Source organism: Dyadobacter sp. BHUBP1 (genome assembly GCF_050587785.1).
Lineage (GTDB): Bacteria > Bacteroidota > Bacteroidia > Cytophagales > Spirosomataceae > Dyadobacter.
In genome coordinates this window covers 1,176,375-1,198,338 of record NZ_JBOBIH010000001.1, presented here as the reverse complement: position 1 = coordinate 1,198,338, position 21,964 = coordinate 1,176,375, and the positions used below count along the sequence as shown (strand labels likewise).

The following is a 21,964-nucleotide window of genomic DNA, read 5'->3' as shown; positions in this document are numbered from 1 at the left end:
GACTACATCTGACTATACCTGACCACTCATGACCATTCCTGACCACAAATGACCACACCTGACAAAACCTGGCTACACCTGACCAAAAATGACTATCAATGACCATACATGACTGCACTTGCCACCCTTGACTACACCTGACCACAAATGACAATCAATGACCAGGCCTGGCTAATCAAGCCAACGGTTCCTTTCGCATTTACCACTTATCAAGCGTAACCTGCTACATTTCATCCAATTAAATTCATCCCGGTTTCCGGCGCCGCGATAGTTTCGTGCTCAGTTAGTTTAAACACTGAACACTTAAAAATCATCGCTATGAAACACAGCATCGGGAAAATTGGAACGGGCCTTGCCATGTTAGGATTATTGGCGCTGCCCGCCTGTCATCGGCAGATGTCGGACACAGCCCTGGAGCGCGAAAAGGCAGCGATCCGGGATGTCATTGTCCAGGAAACGACTGCCTATTACAAGCAGGATTACGCCGCCTGGAAAAGTACGTATGTTACCAAACCCTATTTCCGCGAACATGGTTATTGGGACGGTTTCCCGGAAAAAGTACGGATCTATAACAGCTTCGCCCAGCTCGACAGTTTGAAGAAAAAGCAGTTCGACGAGAACAAAACCGTTTGGCAAACGGCCGTCGTCGCGCGGAGCAACGAAAATTTCCGTATTTACGGCGATGTGGCCTGGTACACCTCCGACCAGATCTCTTCCGACAAAAATACCGGCAAGCTGCTCGGTCGCTCGGTGGATATCCGGATTTTGGAAAAGGAGAAAGGAAAATGGAAGATCGCCTATCTTGGCTTCTACTACTTACCTGAAAAGGGTAACTGATTTCCCAGGCGGCACTCCGAATTTCTTCCTGAAAGCATTGCTGAAATGCTGTACCGAAGAATACCCCAGCGCTTCCGCCACGTTTTTGATCGGTACACCTTCGAGCAGTTGCTGCTTTGCTTTGTGCAGCTTCACGTCACTCAGATAACCGAAAACCGTGGTTTGGTAGAGCTCTTTGAAGCCATTTTTCAGTTTGAATTCGTTGATTCCCACCTGCCTGGCCAGCTCCTGTAACGACAGGGGCTGATCGGTGTTGGCTAGCAACAGGTCCTTGGCGTGGTGAATGGAATCAACGTCGTATTGGGACTTTAGTACCGATTGCCCCCGCTCTCTTCCAAACGCCTGGCTCGCCCTGGCCTGCAGTGTGAGGAGTTCCAGACACTTCGCATTGAGGAAAAGCGATTTCAAGCCTCCTTTGAAATTACAGTTGATAATATCCGACACACATTGCCGGATTTCGGACGTTATGGCCATGTTGTGCTCGGACAAAGTCGCGAAACGCCCGGCGGCCACGTGCTCGCAGAACCGGTCGATCATCTCGCCGTTTCCGGAAAGGGCGCTGATAAAGTACTCTTTCCGGAAATGGAGTTCCAGGAATTTATATCCGCCACTCTCGTTGAACTGCCCCGTGCCGTCGAATGCCGGCTCGTAGATGATATTGTGTTCCTGAGAACTGAACCGGTAGGAGCGTCCGCTGATGAAGTTCTCGAGTCGTCCGCCGCCTGAAATGCTGAAATGCAACTCCACGAAATCAGGTGCATCTGTTGTCCGGAACCGAAGACGGTGCTTTTGTAAGGCAATATCCCCGTATATAATGTAGATATCCGGCAGAGTGATCTCAACAATCTCCGCGTCGCCGAAGAAAAAGCTGTGTTTTTGCCTGTGCTCTGTGACCAGTGCCGGGCCGGGGCCGACGCTCGGCTGCTCCAGATGTTCCGCGCCATCCAACGCCCGCAGTTCCACCCATGGTCCTTCGTTGTGACAAATACTCATTCCCATAATAATCCCTTTCGTGTTAAAAGCTATCCGGATTATGTAAAAATGCTTCCGCTGAATGGCCGCACCTTTGACCAAAACTACAACGGTTTAAGCCACTTTATCAACAAGCTTCCATTTTAATTCAGTTCTATGAGCCATGAAAATCAACCAAAAAGCGGGATTGCCCGGCTTTTGGAAATTGCAGGCGCCAAACGCAACCTGCTGATCATCGCCGGTGTGCTGGCGGTGGCGCACGCGCTGCTTTCCATCGTTCCCTACGCATTGGTCTATTCCATTATCGATGCGTTGCTGTCGACACCGATGGAAATAGGGTTGGTGAAACTTTACATTTACCGGTCGGTATTTGCGGCAATCGCCGCCTACGTGCTGCTGTACGCGTCGGGCATGGTTTCGCACGTGGCGGCGTTCAACATCCTGTACGAGCTGCGCCGGCAAATGGCGGATAAACTCGGGAGGCTGCCGCTGGGTTTCATCAATCAGTCGAATTCAGGCGCATTGAAAAAAATCCTCGCCGACGATGTGGAGCGTATCGAAAACTTCATCGCCCACAGCATTCCCGATCTCGTCAAAGGCGTGGCGTTGCCGGTGGTTACGCTCGGCTATTTGTTTACGGTGAACTGGCAACTGGCACTCACAAGCTGCATTCCCATCATTATGCTGGCCGTAATGATGCCTTTTATGTTCGGCAAGAAATTCAAAGCCCTGCTCACGGAGTATCATAGTTCGCTGGAATCGATGAATGCCGGGATTGTGGAGTTCGTCAGGGCGATGCCCGTGATCAAGATATTCGGGCACAATGCAGAGCGCTTCGATAAATACAGCCAGGTCGTGCTCCGCTTCAAGCAAATGGTGATTGCCTACAATAGTACGGCATCGCCTGCATTCGGGATATTTATCAGCTTTATCAGCAACGCCACGCTGCCGGTGCTTGCCGTGGGGCTATACCTGTATTTCTCCCAGGGCATTACGTTGTCGACGCTTTTCCTGTTCCTCATTCTCGGCGTCGGTTATATCCGCCCGCTTTTTGCGCTCAGCACACTGGGCCCTCAAATTTCGGTGATCAACCACGGCGTGAAACGGCTCGATGAAATACTCTTTGCCCAGGAACAGGAAGCAGAGGGGGATGCATATCTGGATAACGATTTCAGCGTACGGTTCAAAAACGTCTCATTCGGTTATCAAAAACACCAGTATGCATTGGATAACGTCAGTTTCGACGTTCCGCAAGGCACTATTACCGCACTGGTTGGACCTTCGGGCTCGGGCAAATCTACGGCCGCACAATTGGTCGCGCGTTTCTGGGATGTCGATAGCGGTGCGATCCTGATCGGCCGGCAGAATATCCGCAATGTCAGACCGGAAGAGCTCATGCGAAACATTGCATTTGTATTCCAGGACAGCTTTATGTTCGAGCAAAGCATTTTTGAAAACATCCGTATGGGGATGGACAAAACGAAAGAAGAGGTGATCCAGGCCGCCAAAGCCGCCCAGTGCCACACTTTTATCGAAAAAATGCCATTCGGTTATTACACGCCATGGGGGCATTCGGGTGCACACCTCAGCGGCGGCGAGCAGCAGCGCATCCAGCTCGCGAGGGCCATCCTCAAAGACGCACCGATTCTCGTACTCGACGAAGCCACGGCGTTCAGCGACCCCGAGAACGAGTCCCTCATTCAAACCGCCCTCAATAAATTGATTTCCAACAAAACGGTAATCGTAATCGCTCACCGGCTCAGTACCATTACCGCCTGCGATCAGATCGTGGTCATGCGGCAAGGAACGATAGTGGCCAAAGGGACCCACGAAGAACTCCTCGCCGAATGCCCTATGTACACGGGGATGTGGCACGCACACACCCGGGCAGGCGAGTTTGCACTGAATTCATGAACGACCATTCCAAAATAGGAAAACCAATATCAGAGAAATGATCCAGAACCTCATTTATACATTCAGGACCGCACCGGCTATTGTGCGGAAAAGCATTTTGCTCGAACTCCTGCACAGCCTCTTGATAGCCGTACCGACGGGCTTCCTACTGCTCATTATACAGGAATTGTTCTCCCCCGCGCCTGATCCGCAGAAGCTCTGGACTTATGTGGGTATCATGGTGGTATTCATTGCCGGGCAATTTTTTGTTTCGGTCAAAAACATTGTCCGCAGCAACGATATGACCTATACACTCTCCACCAACTTGCGAATGGCCTTGGGCAGTCACTTGCAACGGATTTCAATGGGTACCTTCAAGCAGCGCGATCCGGGAGAACTGGCTTCGGTCGTTTTGCAGGATGTCGCCAATTTTGAGCTGATTTTTGGTCACACCGTCGGCAATATGGCCGGAGCTGTATTCGCAACGGTGATCGTATCGGCCTTTTTGCTTGCCACCGACTGGCGCCTCGCGCTGGTGCTGCTCGCGGCGCTGCCATTGGCCTGGGTGCTGATCCGTATTTCGGACTACCTCGTTGTGAAGCAGGGCCATCATCACGTGCAAGCCCGCAACGAAACCGGAGCCCGCTTTCTGGAATACGTGCAGGGGATCCGGCATATTAAGTCATTTGGCATGACGGGCCAGCGGTTCTCCACGCTGCAAAGAGCGCTGGACGATTTCCGCAAAGCAAGCATTAAAACAGAAGCTATCCCGGGTCCATTCGTCCTCACAGCCGGGCTCGTGCTCGAACTGAGTTTCCTGCTGATGGTCAGCCTCGCGCTCACCTACCTGGTTGCTGGCAACCTGCCCGTTCCGGTACTCATTACATTTCTGATCGTCGGTTACCGGCTGTTCGAACCCACCAAAATACTGCTTGTTGACTATGTAATCCTGCGCTACATGAATATCAGCCTCGACCGGATCGTCACGCTCTTGCGCACGCCCGTGCAGGCATCCGGACGGGAACTACGGCCAGTGAACTTCGATATTGAATTCGAAAATGTCAGTTTCGCGTACCGTGACGGCCGGAATGTGCTCCAAAATCTCTCGTTCACGGTGGCGGAAAAGAGCATGACCGCGCTGGTAGGGCCGTCGGGTTCCGGAAAGACAACCATTACCTCGCTAATCGCGCGCTTCTGGGACGTGCAATCGGGCAGCATCCGCATTGGCGGTGTGAATGTGCAGGATATGCGCCCCGACGACGTATGTGCGCTCGTGAGCGAGGTATTCCAGGAGGTGTATTTATTTGATGACACAATTTATAACAATATCCGCTTCGGTCGCTTGGACGCCACGGAGGAGGAAGTGCTCGACGCGGCAGAGAAGGCCCGGGTAATGGATTTTGCCTGGGAAATGCCCGACGGATTGAATGCCCGCGTCGGCGAAGGCGGCAACCAGCTATCCGGTGGACAAAAGCAGCGGATCAGTATTGCCCGTGCGCTGCTCAAAGACGCTCCGATCGTTTTACTGGATGAAGCTACCGCCTCGCTGGACCCGGAGAACGAAATTTACATTCAGCAGGCAATCCAGGAATTGGTGAAGAACAAAACGATAATCGTCGTCGCGCACAAACTGGCGACAATCCGCAATGCAACCCAGATCATCGTGCTCAGCGAAGGCCGCATTGAAGAACAGGGCAGTCACGAGGCGCTCAGGCAAAAGCAAGGCCTGTATCATCGGCTGCATCGAATCCAGCAGCAAAGCGGCGGGTGGCGGATCGAAAGCAAGGCCCCCTATTTCCAGGCCGATTCGGCATTGTAAATTTCCAGGTTCTTTCGTCGATCCTGTTGTCCGGAAAGTTAGTGTCACGTTACGCGATCAGCCCGTCGACCACCTTGCCATGAACATCGGTAAGCCGGTACCGCCGTCCCTGATGTTTGAATACCAGTTTCTCGTGATCGAGCCCGAAGAGGTGCAGCAATGTCGCCTGGAAATCATGCACATGCACGCCATCTTTGACGACATTATAGCTGAATTCATCGGTTTCGCCGTAGACCTGCCCGGTTTTAATGCCGCCACCGGTCATCCACATCGAGAAGCAGCCGGGATGATGGTCGCGTCCGTAGTTATCGGCGGTGAGCTTGCCCTGCGAAAAGCTCGTACGGCCGAATTCCCCGCCCCAAACCACGAGCGTGTCTTCCAGCAATCCGCGCTGTTTAAGGTCTTTCACCAATGCAGCCGACGCCTGGTCGACGTCCCTGGCCTGTTTCGCGATGTTTCGAGGCAAATCGCCGTGCTGGTCCCAGCCCATGTGATAGAGCTGGATAAATTTCACATCGCGCTCGGCCATACGACGCGCGAGGAGGCAATTGGCGGCGAACGTTCCCGGCCTCCGGGCATCCTCACCGTACATTTTGTAGATATAATCGGGCTCGTCGGAGGTATTGACCGCGTCCGGCACGGACGTCTGCATTTTGTAAGCCATTTCGTACTGGCTGATCTTCGATTGTATTTCCGGGTCGCCCCAGAGCGTAAACTGGTGCTCGTTCAGTTCTTTAATGCGGTCCAAAGCACGCCGCCGGTCCTCCTTATGTACGCCATACGGATTTTGCAGATACAGCACCGGGTCCTTACCGGCCCTCAGCTGCACTCCCTGGTGGTGCGACGCCAGGAAACCATTCGCCCAGGCGGCCGTACTTAAAGGCTGGTCACCGGTGACGCCCTTGGAAATCAATACCATAAAATGCGGGAGGTTCTGATTATCGGATCCGAGCCCATAGCTCAGCCACGAACCCATCGACGGTCGACCGCTTTGCTGCGAACCGGTTTGGACGAACATCACTGCCGGTTCGTGATTGATGGCCTCCGTAAATACCGATTTGACAATGCATAAATCATCGACAATACCCGCGGTGTAAGGCAGAAGCTCGCTCACCCACGCGCCCGACTGCCCGTATTGTTTAAAATCATAAATCGATTTGACCAACGGGAAAGTCGATTGCCCTGCTACCATCCCCGAATTTCGCTGTGTTGACTTGATCGAATCCGGGATTTCCTGCCCGTGCCATTTGGCCAATGCAGGCTTGTAGTCAAATGTTTCGAGTTGCGACGGCCCGCCGCTTTGAAACAGATAAATAATGCGCTTCGCTTTGGGAGAAAAATGCGGCCCGCGGACAAACGGCGCCACAGCCGACTCAGCGCCTCCTCCCTCCTCTCTGCGGGCGCCGGGGGAAGTACCTGCCTGCAAAATGCTCGAAAGCGCGATGGAACCGAAGCCAAGTCCCGCCTTCGTGAGAAAGTCCCGGCGGTTGAGTTGTGTCAATACCTTTTTCAGATCTTCCATAGCTATATTATTTGCGGGTATGCCCCTCGTCGGTATTCATAATCGAACTGGAAACGGTCGCGAGGGCGGCTATTTCCTCTGGTTGCAAAGTCGTATCCCACTTGCGCTCGCCTGTATGCAGGTATTCGAGTGCCTGCGCGGGCTTCGCGCGGAAACGTTTCAACTCGTCGGCGTAAAATGCCCCGAGTATCCGTTGCTCCGTTTCGTCAGGCTTCCTACCCGTTATCAGTCTGAATGCCAAAGCCGTTGCATCTTGTCCGCCTGTTTTACACGTATGCAGAACTTTCTCGGCCAATGCCCTGGCAGCCTCCACATACTGCGGGTCATTGAGTAATACCAATGCCTGTAAAGGGGTAGCAGTAGCGCGGCGTTTCACCACGCATTCCCCGCGTTCGGGCGCATCGAAGATCAGCATGGATGGTGGCGGGGAGGTCCGTTTCCAGATCGTGTAAAGGCTACGACGGTACAATCCTTCACCGGGCTCCTGCTGGTATTTGTAGCGCCATACCTTATCGCTCAGCTCATCCCAGAGCCCGGCGGGTTGATAGGGATAAACGCTTTTCCCGCCAATCTTGTTCACCAGCAATCCACTGATAGCAAGCGAGTTATCCCGTATCATTTCAGCCGTAAAACGAAACCGCGCGCCTCTTGCGAGCAATGCATTATCCGGGTCTTTTTCAAGCAGTTGCGGTGTGGCTTTGGAGGTCTGCCGATAGGTTGCCGAAAGCATAATGAGTTTGTGCAGCCTTTTGATATTCCAACCGGATTCCATGAAATCGACGGCCAGCCAATCGAGGAGTTCGGGATGCGACGGAAGGTTACCCTGGTTGCCAAAATCGGCCGAGGAACGTACAATACCGTTTCCGAAATGCATTTGCCAGATGCGGTTCGCGAACACCCGCGCGGTGAGCGGGTTATTTTTGTCGAAAAGCCAGCGCGCGAGACCCAGTCTGTTCGAGGGAAATTTCCCTTCGAACGGCATTACCGCATCCAGCGCACCGGGAGTCACCCGCTTGCCGGGCGCATTGTACGCGCCGCGCATGAGCAGGTAAGTCGGTCGCGGCTTGGGGAGGTCGCCCATTACCATCAGTTCCGGAACGCTGTTGATCAGCTTGTTTTGCTCGTCCATCCGGGTTTTCAGGCTGTCTCTCAGCATTTGCGCTTCCGCATTGAAATGCGCATTGTAAAACTCCTTCACCATCGACTTCTGATCCGCCGAAACCTGCATTTTCAGCATTTCAGCAGCTTTTTTGGGGTTATGGTTATATAAAACTTCAAGAGCGGTCAGCGATTTGTCGTAGATTTTCAGCTCATCGATCCCGCCGTCTTTGAAAGGAATGAGCAGGTTACGCTGCCCGACCATAAACCCCTGAAAACCATAAGTATGAATATCCTTTTCATACAAAATACCTTTGTACAGATTATCAAAATCGACCCCGGTCTTTGCGGCCTCCCCATTTACATAAATCTTCGTCCCGGACGCCTTGCTGGAACCGTCGTAAGTGACGGTAACCCTGGTCCATTGCTTCACAGGTACGGGGGCGAGGGTGCTTACCTGGATAGCATTTTGCGGGTAGGAGTGCGCAATGATAAACTGTAACTTGTTGTCGGCGAGCCTCAACGAGTAGCCTTTGTAACCCAGTCGCAAGTCTTCGCAATGGTAAAAAATACCTGCATCCGGATAAACCGTATTCGGATTGATCCATAGTTCAACCGAAAAAGGCTCGGTCCGTTCATGCCAGCCGATATTGTTCCCGAGTTTGATGGAATTATAGTCCGATACAAAATAGGCATTACCCTTCACGCCGGGTTTCAGAATGATTTCGTTGCATTGCGCCAGCTGTTTCGCATTGAGCGCATTCGGCATGACCACTTTGCCATCGGCAGTTTTCACGGCCTTTTCGAAAGGATAATAGGCGACCATTCCCTCGCGGATCTTCTGACCCAACAGTTTTTCGGATAACCCGCCCGCTTCCTGCCATTTCCGCAGCTCTTCCTCCGAATTGTCTTTAATCCGGGCGAGCCGGTTGCTGAGTCCCGTGATTTTCCGGTCGAAAAAACGGAGCATTTCTTCATTTTCTTTGCTCGTCAGCAACAGGGCAGGGCCCGGCGTCTGATCGGGGCCGTAAACGGGGCTTCCGGTTTCGTTGGTGCTGTTGAAAAGACCGAACATTTTATAATAGGCCTCCTGGCTGATGGGGTCGTACTTGTGGTCGTGGCAGCGGGCGCATTGCACCGAAAGGCCCAGTATCCCCTGCCCCAGCGTCTGCACGCGATCGGCATTGTACTCCACCCGGTATTCTTCAAAAACGATCCCAGCTTCCGAGCTTTTCTTATGCAAGCGGTTGAATGCCGTGGCCAGGATGGTCTCTTTGGTTTTATCAGGCAACAGGTCGCCCGCCAGCTGCATCGTCACGAACCGGTTGTAAGGGATATTACGGTTGAATGCGCTGATCACCCAGTCGCGCCAGGGTGAAAAATCGCGGTGTTTGTCATCGAGGTACCCATCACTATCGGCATACCGCGACACGTCCATCCATTCGCTGGCCATCCGCTCGCCGTAAGCAGGCGATTGCAGCAGGCGGTCGATCAGTTTCGCATACGCATCGGGTGACTGATCGGCTACAAATGCGTCAATTTCAGCGAGTGTCGGCGGCAAGCCTGTCAGATCGAAGCTTGCCCGGCGGATCAGGTCTTCGCGACTGGCCTCGGAAGAAGGCGACAGCTTTTCCTTATCCAGCCTTGCCAGAATGAAATGGTCGATCGGTGTGCGAGCCCATCCGGCCTGCTTTGTTGCCGGTACCGCCGGCTTTTCGGGTTTGATGAATGACCAATGCGGCTTGTATTTAGCCCCCTCCTCGATCCAGCGTGTGAGTATCGCTATTTCTTTTGCGGATAATGTGAGATTGGAGGCGGGCGGCGGCATCTTTAAATCCGGGTCCTGCGAAACAAGCCGGTTGTAAACCTCGCTGGCTGCCAGGTCACCGGGAACGATCGCGTGGTGCTTACTACCCTGTCCGTTTTTGGCGTTTTTTAGCGCTTTGTAAGCCCCTTCCTCGGTATCCAGCCGCAACCCACCTTTTTGCTTTTTAGCGTCCGGCCCGTGGCAGGCGAAGCATTTATCCGAGAGAATCGGTTTTACATCATAATTAAAATCCAGCTCCGAGGGTATTTCCTTCAATGCGAGTTTCACCTCTTCCGGCTTTTCAACGCCACAGCGCGCCAGGACCAGCATGCCCGCACAGGTCGCGGCCACCCATTTTCCCCACTTCAAAAAGGCAAAGTTCTTCGCTCGTAACTTCATGGTTTTCCTGTCTTTACGCACCTTTCAGAAGTTAAAAGCCGGAACACCCTAATTCTTAGTCATATATTGTGATTAAAGTTTTTAATTTAATTTTTCCGATATCACCACGGTACGACAACCGTCGCTTCGCTATCTCTTTTGAAGCGCCCAAACGTCCCCTTTCCAGGCCGGATCGGCACCTGTGTGCTTGCCGCTGAAAATCCACAGCTGATCATGGAATACGACACTGCTACCACCGCTCCGGGGGCTCCATGGGGCATGATCGGCGTGGCGGAACCAGTCGGTACCGTTCGAAGAAAACCATACGTCGTTTAATGCGCCTTTGTAGTGATCGGGATTGAGATCACGGCCTCCGTATACCCATAGCCTGCTGTCGAATACGCGCACGCCCATGTCGTATCGCTTTTTCCAGCCGGCTTCGTTTGTGAGCTGCGTCCAGCTTTTACCGTCTGCCGAACGCCACACATCGGCCATTCCCTGCGCGCCTACCATGTACAATGTGTCTCGCATGACCACTACCTGCGGGAAATCGCGCGGTGACCATGGTGCCTGCGCCACTTCCTGCGTCCACTTCAGGCCATCGGGCGACGACCATATGTCATTTTTCATTTCGAGTGATTCGAAATCCCGCGATATTCTGGAAGTACCGCCGAAAAGCCACAATTTGTCTTTGAAAACAACCAATGCATGGCCTTTGCGCGGCCCCCATTTGCCATTGGCCACTTTCTGCCAATCAGAGCCATTTTCCGAATTCCAGATTTCATCCGTGAGCTCTCTTTCCTGGTAGCGCATTCCGCCGGTTTGCCAGAGCTTGCCGGCGAAGTAAATACCCGACAGCCAGATGCGTTCGCCCCAGTCGTTTTTCCCGTGGCGCGTCCAGGTAATGCCGTCTGTCGACGACCAAGACGCTTTCTGGCCTACCATCCAGAGGTTGCCGTTAAATGCGACGTGCGGTACGAGCCCCATGGGGAATGTGCCGGATTGCCATTCGTACTGATGCGAACCATTTCCAGCCGGGAGGATTTCTTTCCAGGCGTACGTGGGTTTGCAGAGCATGGACTCGCGGTGGCGGGTAAAGCAGACCAAAGCCAACACCAGAACGGTGATTATGAGCAAGTTTCTGAGCGTTTTCATAACAAAGCATTTGATGTTACCCAAAGGAAATCAAATACCTGCACCCGGAAAAATAATGTAGACGAACCGTAGAAAACGTAGACCAACACGCCGTTAGAACCCGCGGACGCGTTGCAGGCTATCAGCTATTTCTCCAATATACCTTTTTCTACACTTTCATTGATCACGCCTTCCGCATACGCCCACAGCGCCTCCGACCCTTCTTTGATCACCTTCTTTTTCTCGTACACTTTTTCGTATTTCACGCCGAACTCGCGCCAGGTGCCGCCGTTGTTAGAGCTGTTTTGCAGGAGCGGTTCCAGACGGTCCATGGCCCGGGCAAATTTGGCTTCGCTCGTCTCGCCCGCCTCGAACTCTTCCCAGATGGCGATTAAGTCGCTAGCCTGTTCCGCGGGGAGCATCCCGAAAATCCGGTTCGCCGCGAGCCGCTCGTTATCCGTATTGATATGGCTTTTTTGCGTGTCGTAAATGAATGTATCACCCGCGTCGATCTCCACGATGTCGTGGATCAGGACCATTTTCACAACTTTAAGAACATCCACCTGCACATTGGAATGCCCGGCCAGCACAACGGCCATTACCGCCAGGTGCCAGCTGTGTTCTGCGTCGTTTTCGTTCCGGTCGCTGTTTAAAAGCCTGGTTTTCCTCTGAATGTATTTGAGTTTGTCAATTTCCTTGATAAACTCAATCTGTTTCAACACATTACCTAAATCCATCACCTCCGTATTTATAGTTTCAAAAGGTGAAATTACAAGGCATTCGGGTAAAACAGAAACCGCGCATTATGCATAAATGCAAAGTGCTATCAGTTGTAAAGCAAGTTTACAACTTTACAACTGAATCGTTATCTCCTCAAACAGTAGATCATGCCTCATAGCCGGTTTCATCGAATTTCGATATGGCAGCTCGGCGGCATTCGGGGCGGGAACAGGATACTGGTGATCAATCCCATCCATAGCCGTATTAACCCATCAATTTCACTTTCAATTTGATCAATGTGTTTCTGATCTGATGTTTGGTTCTGATGGCTTGCCGCTCCAATTTTAAAGCAAAAGGAATGTCCTTCGGAATCAGGTTGCGGGATAATAAATAGGCTTTCGCTCCGTCCTCGGAGTTTTTATACAAATCAAATTCAGTATCCGCGCGGTGTCCGCTTCCGTTGTTCGAGAATGGGGCGTGCTGCATGTGCGGCTCGAAAGGGAAATTGATAAACTTGTAACCCCGGTTGAACAGCGAATGGAACCAGATTGCGCCCCAATCAGTGCCATGCCAGCTTCCGCCAAAAGGCAGGATATCGCCAGTGGGAACTACGTTTTTCCGATAAACGGGCACGTTGACCAGGCAGGCGTACTCGTTCAACCGGCATTCGGGTAGGGGGTGGATGATTTCCCTGTCGATCAGTTTGTAATGTATATGCGCGCGCGGCGGATTGTACGTATCCACCAATTCCTTCAATTCCGCTTTGGTCGGCACAAAAGTTTCGAACCGACTGCCGTCGCACAGTTTGGCGGAAAATGCAGGGCAATTCCAGCATTGGCCAACCATTCCTATTCCCGCAACGGCTCTCTCGCCATCCCCCGGGTTAGTTTCATTTTTTACTCTCGTCAGCATTTTCCCCAACAAATCGTCTTCGTAAAGACAGTCATTGTGTGAGAGAAACAAAAACTCCTTATCGGACTTTTCGAGCGCATACTGGTATTTGAGACCATACCGCTTTTCAGGATCTGAAAGCCACGATTCATCGGGATTACCGGCATAGTAAAAGTATTGCGGATAGACGTATTCAATGGGCAAGTCTTTGAGGTAATATTTTAACAATGGAATAGCATCGTACTGGTAATACGGCTGTATTTTCTCAATGACCAGGTAAATCTTGTGAATGTGCCTGGAAGAATGTTTCCAAAGTGTCAGCAGGGTTACGGCAGTGTGGTACGGCTTTCCGTAGTAATTAATACAAACGTCAATTTGATTCATGCATGCGATTTTTATCACCCGCCAGAAACCATAAATACGATGGTTCGCAAGGGAGCGCGCGAGGCTGCAAAGAAACAACTTTGAGCTGAATTTATGCCTATTCAGCGCGGGTGGCCTCCGGAAAAAACGCAGTACGTAGCACTTGTACCAAACCACAAACTATTGACAACAAATTAGTTAACCGCTTAATGGATAATTGTACCCTATTCAAAAAAAACGTCTTACAAATGCAGCCCTCCATTTACCCGCTTAATAGGAAGTAGAAGTAGATTGACACCTGGGTCACTTTATGCATTTGAATTAACCTTAAACCTCTCAGTAACTTATGCCTACCTTCACAATCAATTTTGTCAACAATTCGGACTCATCAGGAAATTTTTGTGTTTTCCAGCAAAACCATAACAGCCCGAACCCGGATGTTTTTCCACTGGCGTGGCGCGTGGAAAAAGCCGGCCCGCATTCGCAGTTAGCCATATCCTGGAATATGGAGCTCTATTTCTTCTGGGGCAAGACCGGCGCTTTAAAGCCCGGGGTTGTTTTTAATGCAGGTGAAAATTCGCCTACCAGCCTGACGGAGAATAACGACATAACGCTTACCAAGGAAGACGGTAATTACAAGTTTGTCAACAAGAAGAATGCATTTCCGCAGGGCTCTCTGAACATCATGTCGGACAATACCACGGCCATTAACCAGGCCAGCGTGGGTATCGGCATGTCGGGCGCGGTAGCGTTTGCGGTGCAGGCTCAGCCCAACATGTATTTCCGGTTTTCTCCCCGCTTCGACTATTGGATAACATTCGCGGACGTGCAACAGGGCCAGGTACTGGATCCGTCCCAAATCAATGCCGTGAAGATCGAATTTCCCTATGGTATTTTTTCCATGAATGCTACGCTGAATCCCGACAACACCTGGACGATTACTCAAGGGTTGGACTAAATCGCCCGCAGGCAAGCAACAAAAAAGGCCGGGAGCAACGCCCCCGGCTTTTTTGAAATTCTGACACCAATTATATAAGATCTTAATAGTCTGTATTTTGCGGATCGAAGTTGGTCCAGCTGGCTGTCCAGTCTGTGGTACCGAAAGCTCCGATGTAAGCGTTCGCTTCAAACCCGGCCGGTAATGTAACACCGCCTGTCAGCAAAGGAGAGCCAGCCTGAGGAAGTACTTTCACACCTGCGCCAAGCGTATTGTAGGCCGCATCCAGTTTTAAAGTAGCGAGGTCCGCGCCGAAAATGTTTTTGCGGGCAGCGTCTTTCAGCAAAGTTGTATCACCCGAAACGATCGCTTTCGTCATCCCTGTCAACACCAGTCCGCGGTAATCCGAACGGCCTGCCTTGAAGTTATTTTGTGTAGAGTCACCTTCCAGTTCCAGACCACCCTTAGGGTAAGCAGCTGAAACTACCGAGTTGTAGATGCTTAACGCCGAATTTCTACGAATACGGAACGCTGAACGATACTTCGCATTAGGGGTTCCTGGTCCGATGAAGATACTTACGTTGCTGAATTTAGCGCTTGTTTTAGGAGAAGCACCTGATCCCGAAGCATCGTTATCCGATTCGAAACCATTGGAATCCGAGCATGAGCATTGGTCAGCAACAGCAGGGTCTCTCAGGGCCATTGCATATTGTACATTTCCACTGAAACCCCAGTCTGTATCGAAATCGTCGTCCAGTGTACGGTATGAGATCAGGTGTTTCGCATTTACATTTCCGCCGAACCACTCATAAGCATCGTCACCGCTGTATGAAACCTGTACATAGTCGATAGTTGTACCTGAACCTACACCGCCCAAAGTCAGACCGTTGATCTCTTTATCGGTTTCAAAAGCGATACCAGCGAACTCGATACGAACGTATTTCAAAGTACCTGAGTTGTCAGCTGCGTCTGTTCCACCGAAAGTCGATACGTTCTCTCCTTCGATTGTTGCCGGAGTCTTATTGACCGGTGCTTTTCCAAGAAGGATCACACCACCCCAGTCGCCGTAGTTACGAGCGCCTTTTGCAGCGGAAGAAGTAAACACGATAGGCTTGGTAGCAGAACCTTCCGCCATGATTTTCGCGCCTGGCTTGATGATCAGCGTACCTTTTGTCAGTTTATCGCCTTTGATGATCGTTCCCGGCTCGATAGTCAACACAGCACCATTGTCAACATATACAAAACCTTCCAGAATATATTTGTTTGCAGCTTTCCAGGTTGTCGAAGCCGAAATCGTTCCTTTTACGGTAATTGTTTCGCCCACTGGATCCGTTGGTCCCGGATCTTCACCATCATCATCAGTTTTACACGACACAACTACGAACGATGCGGATAATACCAGCATTGCCAATAACCAAGTTGCTAACTTTTTCATTTAACAGGATGTTTAATTGATTTGTTTTTAATTTTTATGATCAAAGTGTGTAGCGCAAGCCAATCATCGAGTAAGTGCCTCTCCGGTATCTCTGATACAAACCATCGGTTTTTGTATCGATTTTGTTATCGTGGTTGGTATCCTGGTACAAGCGGAATGGCTGGTTAAGCAGATCCTGGATACTTGCACGGATTTCGAGGCGTTTGCCGATGGTTTTGATAATGTTCAGGTCAATCACGTTACGTGACATTTCGAAGATATTGGCGCTGATCTGATTGTCGCCGATGATGAAAATCCGCTTGCCGATCACGTTGTACAGCGCATTCACCTGGAAGCCGCGCTCGTCGTCGTTGTAGAACAAACCGGCGTTGATCAGGTAAGGGGATTGCCCTTGCAGGTAACGGTCGGAGCTGCCAGTGGTTACGTTCGTTTTCACATTGCTGGTGATGAGCGATGCATTCAATGTCACGAGCATTTTGCTTAGGAAAGTCGCGTTATCGGGGTTCGACAATGCTTTGCGAACTTCCAACTCAACCCCTCTTGCATAAGCTGTTTTGGCATTGGCTACTGTGAAAGCCACTGTGCTACCGTTGTAGAAGATCGCCGCTTCGATAGGGTCTTTGAATGTCTTGTTGAACAACGACAACGTAATCAGTTCACTCTTGCTCGGGTAGAACTCATAACGCAAGTCGTAGTTCTGGATTGTCGCATTCACCAGGTTCGGGTTTCCTTTACGTGACACATCGAAGTTGAAGTCGTAATAGGTGCTTGGGGAAAGCTCGCGGAACTCAGGTCTGTTGACAGTCGTGCTGTATGCCGCTCTTACCGCGTGCTGATCGTTGAATTTGTAGGTAAGGTTGACAGAAGGCAGCGGAGTGAAAACCGGACGGTCTACATTGACCTCGATACCACCTCCACGCTCGTAACCTTGCAATTGCTGACGGTTATATTCGCCGCGGAAACCCACGGTTGCATTTAAATGCTCGGTGATCGGCCAGTAGAACGATGCGTAGCCGGCTGCGAGCAGGTTTTGCGCCGCGTATTTATCGTCGAAGTTGGTTCCTTCGGTGTAGTATACTTTATCGGAAGCCAGGTTCGAATTCTGGAAGAACTGCTCCGGAGCCTGCGTCAGGATCTCGTCACCTACACGGTTCGGGTTTACGATACCAAACCAGCGGGCAGAATATTTACGGTCTTTGTATTCCACATAGGTACCAATGTTCAATTTCGCCTGTTGCTCCGCCTCATCCTTTTTCGCGCCGATCAGCTGCTCGTAAGAAACGGTTCCAGTACCGACGATCTCTCCCAGACGCGAGTAGAAACGCGCTGCCTGCTGCAAGGTAGGGGATTCAAACTGTTGCAGGTTGATCTGGAACGGCTGGTTGCTACCGGTCTGGCGGGTTGATGTAAATCTTCTGAAATCGGGCTCGTTGCGGTAGGTATAACCAGCACCGGCGATCCAGCGGAGCTTCGATTTCGCGCTCAGTTCGTGTGTACCGCTCAGCTGTCCCGAGTAAATACTTCTGGCCTCGTAACGGAATGCACCGTTGCTGTAATCCAGGTTGTTTTCAAGGTTTCCACCGCCACGGACAACCGTTTCCTTGTTACCCATCTGGTTGAACAGGTTACGGAATTCGATCTTGTTTTTAGGATTGAGAATAAATGCCCAGTTCGACATGATACCCAACCGTGCATTTTCCTGCAAGAACTGATCGTTGAAACCCTCGATTTTCTGCCCCGAGAAATTGTAACGGCTCTGAGTAACGGTATTGTTTATACGTGAGAAAGAATAGTTGATATAAGAAGTATTGGTAACCTCCATATCGCGGACGTAGAACCGGCGGCTGAAATTGATACCCGCTCTCCAGTCCGGTGATACGTTGATCTGCTTCGGGGCATAGTAATCCGGCAGGTTCTGAAATTTCTGAATAATGGTTGGAGACTGCGCATTCAGGATCACCCCTCTCCTGTTCGGGAAATTATCCGGCAATGTACGTGTACCATTCTCGATGCCCAGGAATTCCAATGCACCGCCCTTGTGGCTGGTAGCCGAGCTGAAAGTGGTCCCCGCGCGGTAGCCGGTCGAGAAATTCACCGAAAGGCTGTTGCCGTCCGGGATTGTTTTGGTATATATTTTAATGGCGCCACCACTTACATCGCCGGGGAGGTCGGCGGAGGCCGATTTGAATACCAGCATCCGGTCGATGGCCGATGAAGGAATCAAATCAAAGGAAAAGGATTTAGTGTCTACCTCAGTAGAAGGAGTGATAATGTCATTGAGTAACACCGTGTTATAACGCTCGTTCAAGCCGCGTACTACAATGAAACGGTCGTCGAAAATCGAGATACCCGGCACGCGGCGGATCACCGCGGAGGCATCACGGTCTTGCGTACGCTGGATTTGCTGTGCTGAAATACCGACCGCAATCTGCTGCACCTGTTTGATTTCCGTGATAACTGAAACTTCTGTGTTGGTCTGACGCTGTCCTTTTACGACCACTTCCTGCAAGGTTTTGTTATCTTCAACCAGCGCAGTAGTGATCAGCGTCGATTTATCTGCTTCAACGCGAACATTATCGATTTCTTTCGTCGCGTACGATACATAACTGATCTGCACTTTGTAAGCACCAGCAGGTACTTTCTGAATTTCGAAGTTACCTTCTACGTCCGTCACGGAGCCGAACGGGGTTGCCGTTCCGATCAGTTGAACGGTCGCTCCAATGATTGCTTCGTTGTTCTTACCGTCTTTGATTGATCCCTTTATGGACCCCAATTGCGCAAGACAAGCGCCTGTTGTTAAAATAAGGAGGGAAATTGCTGTAACCAAATATCTCATAATCAGTGTCTAATATTTTGACACAAAACTATGGCGGCAAGATTATTCCGATATGTCGTTAATATTAAGTTATTGTTAAGTCCTGTTCTACATAATTGCGTGCTTCAAAGCCATAAGCTCCTTATAAACAGCATGATGCGAACCCAAAACGAACCGCGACCGTTTGCAGATCGCATGACAGCTTTCTTTTATTTGCTCAAAAACCAGCAGCCGCTCTTCGTAAACGACGAATATCTTCTGGACGATCACCGCAATCTCGCGGGTGAGGATCTCAGCCTGCGCCACGAGCGCCTGCAATGTTGTGACGGAATAAGGCGATGTCCCGGTCAACTCATTGGAAGTCGCCAACCTGGCGGCGAGAAGTCTGAAATTGTCGAGCAACACCTGGTATGACAAATTGAAAGTATCCAGGTCCTTTTCAAAATGAGGCCTTGCCAGATCAAAAGGAGGCGCTAACGGGTTTTGTGCGGAAATCGCGGCATAAATCTCTTTCACCTCTTTCAGGTAGCCGTCTTTCACGCCCCTGCCTTTGGCTGCCGCTGTCTTGATCACATACGCCACATGCTTGATACTCGTTTCTTCACCTTTGAAAAGGCGTTTACGTGTGAGGGATACATCTATATAATGTGTGATCACCCGGGCCAGCTCGCTATCCAGCTCCTCAAAAGTATCGATAAGCCGGCGCAGCTCCCCGGCAGAAGACAGCGCCGAAGCGGGTGTATATTCATTTTCCCTTTCAATCAGCTCCAGCACTGATCCTACCTTAACCAACCTTCTTCGCAAGGATTTCTCAAACGGGGTTTGGTGCAAGACGCTATCATTCAGCGACCTGCCTGACAAGAGTGGCGTAATTCGTTCCATCTAAAACCGTGAATGCAAGCCACAAAGCTAGCATTAATAAGGAAAACTCAATATTGAATCGCTTTTTGCCCCGATAGTACCGGTAAAACTACCGGGGCATACAGTAACGTTAACGGCCGATCGCTACCTTCCTGCTTGTGACAATGTCGTCTCGACCGGTGATCTGCAGAACGTACATTCCGGCAGGCAAATGCCCGACATTGATAACCGGATCCGGCCTGAAGGTTTTCAGTACCGTTTTGCCGCTTTGATCCAGCAATTCTAAGGACGCAGCATTTTTCAGGGCTGCTTCGGTGAGTTGCAGGCGGTCGGCGGCCGGATTGGGGTAGAATGAAAGTAAATCCGGGCTGTCGAAAACTACGCGTGCGATTTTACTGTATGAAAATGTACTGTCATGGTCTACCATTTTCAGCCGATAAAGGTTGTTGCCGATGAGCGGCGCATTATCCGCGGCCTCATAGTCAATTTTTACCCGACTCGCATTCGCAGCTTCAACGCTTCCGACTACGTGCCAGTTGTCTCCCGAAGCACTGCGCTGTATTTCAAAGTGGCTCGAATTGGTTTCTTCGGCGGTCGACCAGTTGAGCGATACGTGATTCTCCCGCGCGGTTGCTTTGAAGGCGATCAGTGTTACGGGCAATACATCGGTGACGGTTACCGCCATCTCGCTCGTTTTCGCACACCCGCCCTGGCCGGCTGTCACCGAATAGATGTACGTCCCCGGAACTGACGATACTTTGATGTCAGTCAGGTTAGCGGTGTTGCCGATCTGGGTGCCATTCAGCTCCCAGCGATAAGTGAGCCCTGAACAGTCTCCTGTGCAGGCCGACGACAGATTGATCAAAGTCCCTACCCGCGGGTTGCTGACGCTCGGCGATCCGGTAATCGAGAGCTGGCAATTCACCTTCAGATCATTGTTAATCAATATATTGACTGGTGCTCCATTGGCATTGTTTCGCGCGGCTATCCAGATTTTGTAAGCATCACAATCTCCCGAATAGCTATCACGGTTGGTCACGCAGCCATTCTGTTGAATAATGTTCGATAATGTAAAACTGTCCTGATTGCCCGGAGCAGGATTTGTAACGGGCTGACTGACCCACGTATTGGCCAGCTCCTGAACGGCGGGGCCGCCACCTGCACTCAACAGGTTTTCAAAAAACATACAACTTACCATCTGCGCGCCATGGGAATAGCTCTCGGTGGCGTAAGCGATGAAATTGTCAATGCCAAGGCTCGCGTTGAATCCGGCTTCATTGATGTACAGCTTTCCGGGAAGATTTGAGCGCAGAAGATCAATAGCGAAGCGGTGATCATAGAGGAAGTCATCGTTGATCTTAATCCCGTCCATTTCGGCGGCAATCTCGTCAAATGAGAAGGTAGTCCTTCCCAGCGACAATTTATCAAACACAGAACCATGATGCGATATGGCTTTGATCCGGCTATCGTGCGCTTTAACGGTATTCTTGAAAATCGTATTCACCTCCTTCAATACCTGTGTCCGGTACAAATACCAGTCGGTGCCGTCGGGCTGGGTGAATGTGGTGGCCGACGGTCTTTTGGGCGACACCTCGTTAAAAGAGTGATAGTTGGTCCCCCACACGAAATTGAGGGACTGGATTTTTTCATATTTGGCCATAAGCCAGGCCCTGTAACCTCTTACCATCGGCTGTGAGTAATCCGAGAGACTGTTGTTATCCCGAAGGTTCGTGGGTTGTTCGTAATGATATTTATCAGTTCCGATCTCGTACTCCCCTTCTCCGTTGCGGGTATAGATCAAGTCGACATACAGCAATTCACCCGTGTCCTGAAGGTAGCCATACCGCTGCAATACTTTGTTGGTAAAATCGACGATCCGGTCGCGCGTGGACTGTGCCGCGAGCGAAGTCATCACGAACTGCACATTGACTCCGTTGATCTGTCCTCCATATTTCTGAAAGACAGCCTCTGTCCCGTCATATCCGACATTCAGGATACGTTCCTCTTTTAGCCAGCCGTCGCCGGTATTAATACCATAACGATCTGAATAGCTGTGGGTAACGTTGTCGCCCGTACTCACGGCGACGTTGAGCCCGATCTTCATGCCCAGCGACCTTGCCTTGGCGATCTGGTCGTCGTACATCTGCCATACATTATAGTCTGCTCCGTATTGTTGCTTCAAAACCCGGGAAATATACCCTTCGATCATCCCCCATTGTACACTCAGAAAAACCGCATTGCAACCCACCGCATGTGCTTGTTCGATCAGTTTCAAACTATTCCAGTTGCCTTCATTTACCAGGCTGAGCCCCAGATAGCGCTGCTGCGCATGTGCCCTGGGCCAAAAACTAATAACATTTAGAAAGATAATCGTCAATAAAAGCTTCTTGGTCAGCACAGGATTGTTTCTGCTGACCCTAATCGTTTGCAACATTTTTTGCATGGCAACAAGGTTTTGTGAGTTTACGGATTGGGGCCAAAA

Annotated in this window: 14 protein-coding genes; 4 read left to right on the top strand and 10 right to left on the bottom strand. The window is 50.9% G+C overall.

Going from position 1 to position 21,964, the window contains the following annotated elements; all coding sequences use genetic code 11:
- Positions 1-318 precede the first annotated feature (318 nt).
- Positions 319-837: a hypothetical protein gene (locus ACQ4MZ_RS04990; RefSeq protein ID WP_430843479.1), complete on the top strand. Its 519-nt coding sequence runs from the start codon at positions 319-321 to the stop codon at positions 835-837.
- Here the strand turns inward: ACQ4MZ_RS04990 and ACQ4MZ_RS04985 are convergent.
- Entirely contained in the window at positions 817-1,836 is a 1,020-nt protein-coding gene (locus tag ACQ4MZ_RS04985) for a helix-turn-helix transcriptional regulator (RefSeq protein ID WP_430843478.1), read from the bottom strand. The two genes, ACQ4MZ_RS04990 and ACQ4MZ_RS04985, sit on opposite strands and share 21 nt — an antisense overlap.
- Before the next feature lie 129 nt (positions 1,837-1,965).
- On the opposite strand from ACQ4MZ_RS04985, the gene ACQ4MZ_RS04980 reads away from it, so the two are divergent.
- Positions 1,966-3,723, top strand: coding sequence for an ABC transporter ATP-binding protein (locus ACQ4MZ_RS04980; protein ID WP_430843477.1), 1,758 nt, complete (start codon positions 1,966-1,968; stop codon positions 3,721-3,723).
- A 37-nt stretch (positions 3,724-3,760) separates the two neighbouring features.
- Positions 3,761-5,521 (top strand): ABC transporter ATP-binding protein, encoded by a 1,761-nt coding sequence (locus ACQ4MZ_RS04975; protein WP_430843476.1) that lies wholly within the window; start codon positions 3,761-3,763, stop codon positions 5,519-5,521.
- A gap of 49 nt (positions 5,522-5,570) precedes the next feature.
- Here the strand turns inward: ACQ4MZ_RS04975 and ACQ4MZ_RS04970 are convergent, their stop codons facing one another.
- The 5 genes from ACQ4MZ_RS04970 to ACQ4MZ_RS04950 form a co-directional block, all read right to left on the bottom strand.
- Positions 5,571-7,043 (bottom strand): DUF1501 domain-containing protein, encoded by a 1,473-nt coding sequence (locus tag ACQ4MZ_RS04970; protein WP_430843475.1) that lies wholly within the window; start codon positions 7,041-7,043, stop codon positions 5,571-5,573.
- Positions 7,044-7,050: 7 nt separating this feature from the next.
- Complete coding sequence (locus tag ACQ4MZ_RS04965; RefSeq protein ID WP_430843474.1) at positions 7,051-10,347, bottom strand: DUF1553 domain-containing protein; 3,297 nt, start codon at positions 10,345-10,347, stop codon at positions 7,051-7,053.
- Between the two features lie 129 nt (positions 10,348-10,476).
- Complete coding sequence (locus ACQ4MZ_RS04960) at positions 10,477-11,481, bottom strand: hypothetical protein (RefSeq protein ID WP_430843473.1); 1,005 nt, start codon at positions 11,479-11,481, stop codon at positions 10,477-10,479.
- A gap of 125 nt (positions 11,482-11,606) precedes the next feature.
- Positions 11,607-12,197 carry an HD domain-containing protein gene (locus tag ACQ4MZ_RS04955; protein WP_430843472.1) on the bottom strand — a complete coding sequence of 197 codons (591 nt, stop codon included), beginning with the start codon at positions 12,195-12,197 and terminating at the stop codon, positions 11,607-11,609.
- Between the two features lie 247 nt (positions 12,198-12,444).
- Positions 12,445-13,455 carry a hypothetical protein gene (locus ACQ4MZ_RS04950; protein WP_430843471.1) on the bottom strand — a complete coding sequence of 337 codons (1,011 nt, stop codon included), beginning with the start codon at positions 13,453-13,455 and terminating at the stop codon, positions 12,445-12,447.
- Positions 13,456-13,780: 325 nt separating this feature from the next.
- Here ACQ4MZ_RS04950 and ACQ4MZ_RS04945 point away from each other — a divergent pair, with 325 nt between their 5' ends.
- The gene (locus tag ACQ4MZ_RS04945; RefSeq protein ID WP_430843470.1) at positions 13,781-14,392 is read left to right on the top strand and encodes a hypothetical protein; all 612 of its coding nucleotides are present in this window, start codon (positions 13,781-13,783) and stop codon (positions 14,390-14,392) included.
- Positions 14,393-14,474: 82 nt separating this feature from the next.
- Here ACQ4MZ_RS04945 and ACQ4MZ_RS04940 read toward each other — a convergent pair whose 3' ends face one another.
- The 4 genes from ACQ4MZ_RS04940 to ACQ4MZ_RS04925 all read right to left on the bottom strand — a co-directional run bounded on the left by ACQ4MZ_RS04940 (position 14,475) and on the right by ACQ4MZ_RS04925 (position 21,925).
- Positions 14,475-15,806 carry a T9SS C-terminal target domain-containing protein gene (locus ACQ4MZ_RS04940; RefSeq protein WP_430843469.1) on the bottom strand — a complete coding sequence of 444 codons (1,332 nt, stop codon included), beginning with the start codon at positions 15,804-15,806 and terminating at the stop codon, positions 14,475-14,477.
- A gap of 40 nt (positions 15,807-15,846) precedes the next feature.
- Positions 15,847-18,579: a TonB-dependent receptor domain-containing protein gene (locus ACQ4MZ_RS04935; protein WP_430843468.1), complete on the bottom strand. Its 2,733-nt coding sequence runs from the start codon at positions 18,577-18,579 to the stop codon at positions 15,847-15,849.
- Positions 18,580-18,729: 150 nt separating this feature from the next.
- Complete coding sequence (locus tag ACQ4MZ_RS04930) at positions 18,730-19,503, bottom strand: hypothetical protein (RefSeq protein ID WP_430843467.1); 774 nt, start codon at positions 19,501-19,503, stop codon at positions 18,730-18,732.
- Positions 19,504-19,612: 109 nt separating this feature from the next.
- On the bottom strand, positions 19,613-21,925 hold the full coding sequence (locus ACQ4MZ_RS04925; RefSeq protein WP_430843466.1) for a T9SS type A sorting domain-containing protein: 2,313 nt from the start codon (positions 21,923-21,925) through the stop codon (positions 19,613-19,615).
- Positions 21,926-21,964: the final 39 nt, after the last annotated feature.

Excerpts from the sequence above, each read along its gene's own strand:
- ACQ4MZ_RS04990 (WP_430843479.1), top strand. The coding sequence starts at position 319 with ATGAAACACAGCATCGGGAAAATTGGAACGGGCCTTGCCATGTTAGGA.
- ACQ4MZ_RS04985 (WP_430843478.1), bottom strand. The coding sequence starts at position 1,836 with ATGGGAATGAGTATTTGTCACAACGAAGGACCATGGGTGGAACTGCGG.
- ACQ4MZ_RS04980 (WP_430843477.1), top strand. The coding sequence starts at position 1,966 with ATGAGCCATGAAAATCAACCAAAAAGCGGGATTGCCCGGCTTTTGGAA.
- ACQ4MZ_RS04975 (WP_430843476.1), top strand. The coding sequence starts at position 3,761 with ATGATCCAGAACCTCATTTATACATTCAGGACCGCACCGGCTATTGTG.
- ACQ4MZ_RS04970 (WP_430843475.1), bottom strand. The coding sequence starts at position 7,043 with ATGGAAGATCTGAAAAAGGTATTGACACAACTCAACCGCCGGGACTTT.
- ACQ4MZ_RS04965 (WP_430843474.1), bottom strand. The coding sequence starts at position 10,347 with ATGAAGTTACGAGCGAAGAACTTTGCCTTTTTGAAGTGGGGAAAATGG.
- ACQ4MZ_RS04960 (WP_430843473.1), bottom strand. The coding sequence starts at position 11,481 with ATGAAAACGCTCAGAAACTTGCTCATAATCACCGTTCTGGTGTTGGCT.
- ACQ4MZ_RS04955 (WP_430843472.1), bottom strand. The coding sequence starts at position 12,197 with ATGGATTTAGGTAATGTGTTGAAACAGATTGAGTTTATCAAGGAAATT.
- ACQ4MZ_RS04950 (WP_430843471.1), bottom strand. The coding sequence starts at position 13,455 with ATGAATCAAATTGACGTTTGTATTAATTACTACGGAAAGCCGTACCAC.
- ACQ4MZ_RS04945 (WP_430843470.1), top strand. The coding sequence starts at position 13,781 with ATGCCTACCTTCACAATCAATTTTGTCAACAATTCGGACTCATCAGGA.
- ACQ4MZ_RS04940 (WP_430843469.1), bottom strand. The coding sequence starts at position 15,806 with ATGAAAAAGTTAGCAACTTGGTTATTGGCAATGCTGGTATTATCCGCA.
- ACQ4MZ_RS04930 (WP_430843467.1), bottom strand. The coding sequence starts at position 19,503 with ATGGAACGAATTACGCCACTCTTGTCAGGCAGGTCGCTGAATGATAGC.
- ACQ4MZ_RS04925 (WP_430843466.1), bottom strand. The coding sequence starts at position 21,925 with ATGCAAAAAATGTTGCAAACGATTAGGGTCAGCAGAAACAATCCTGTG.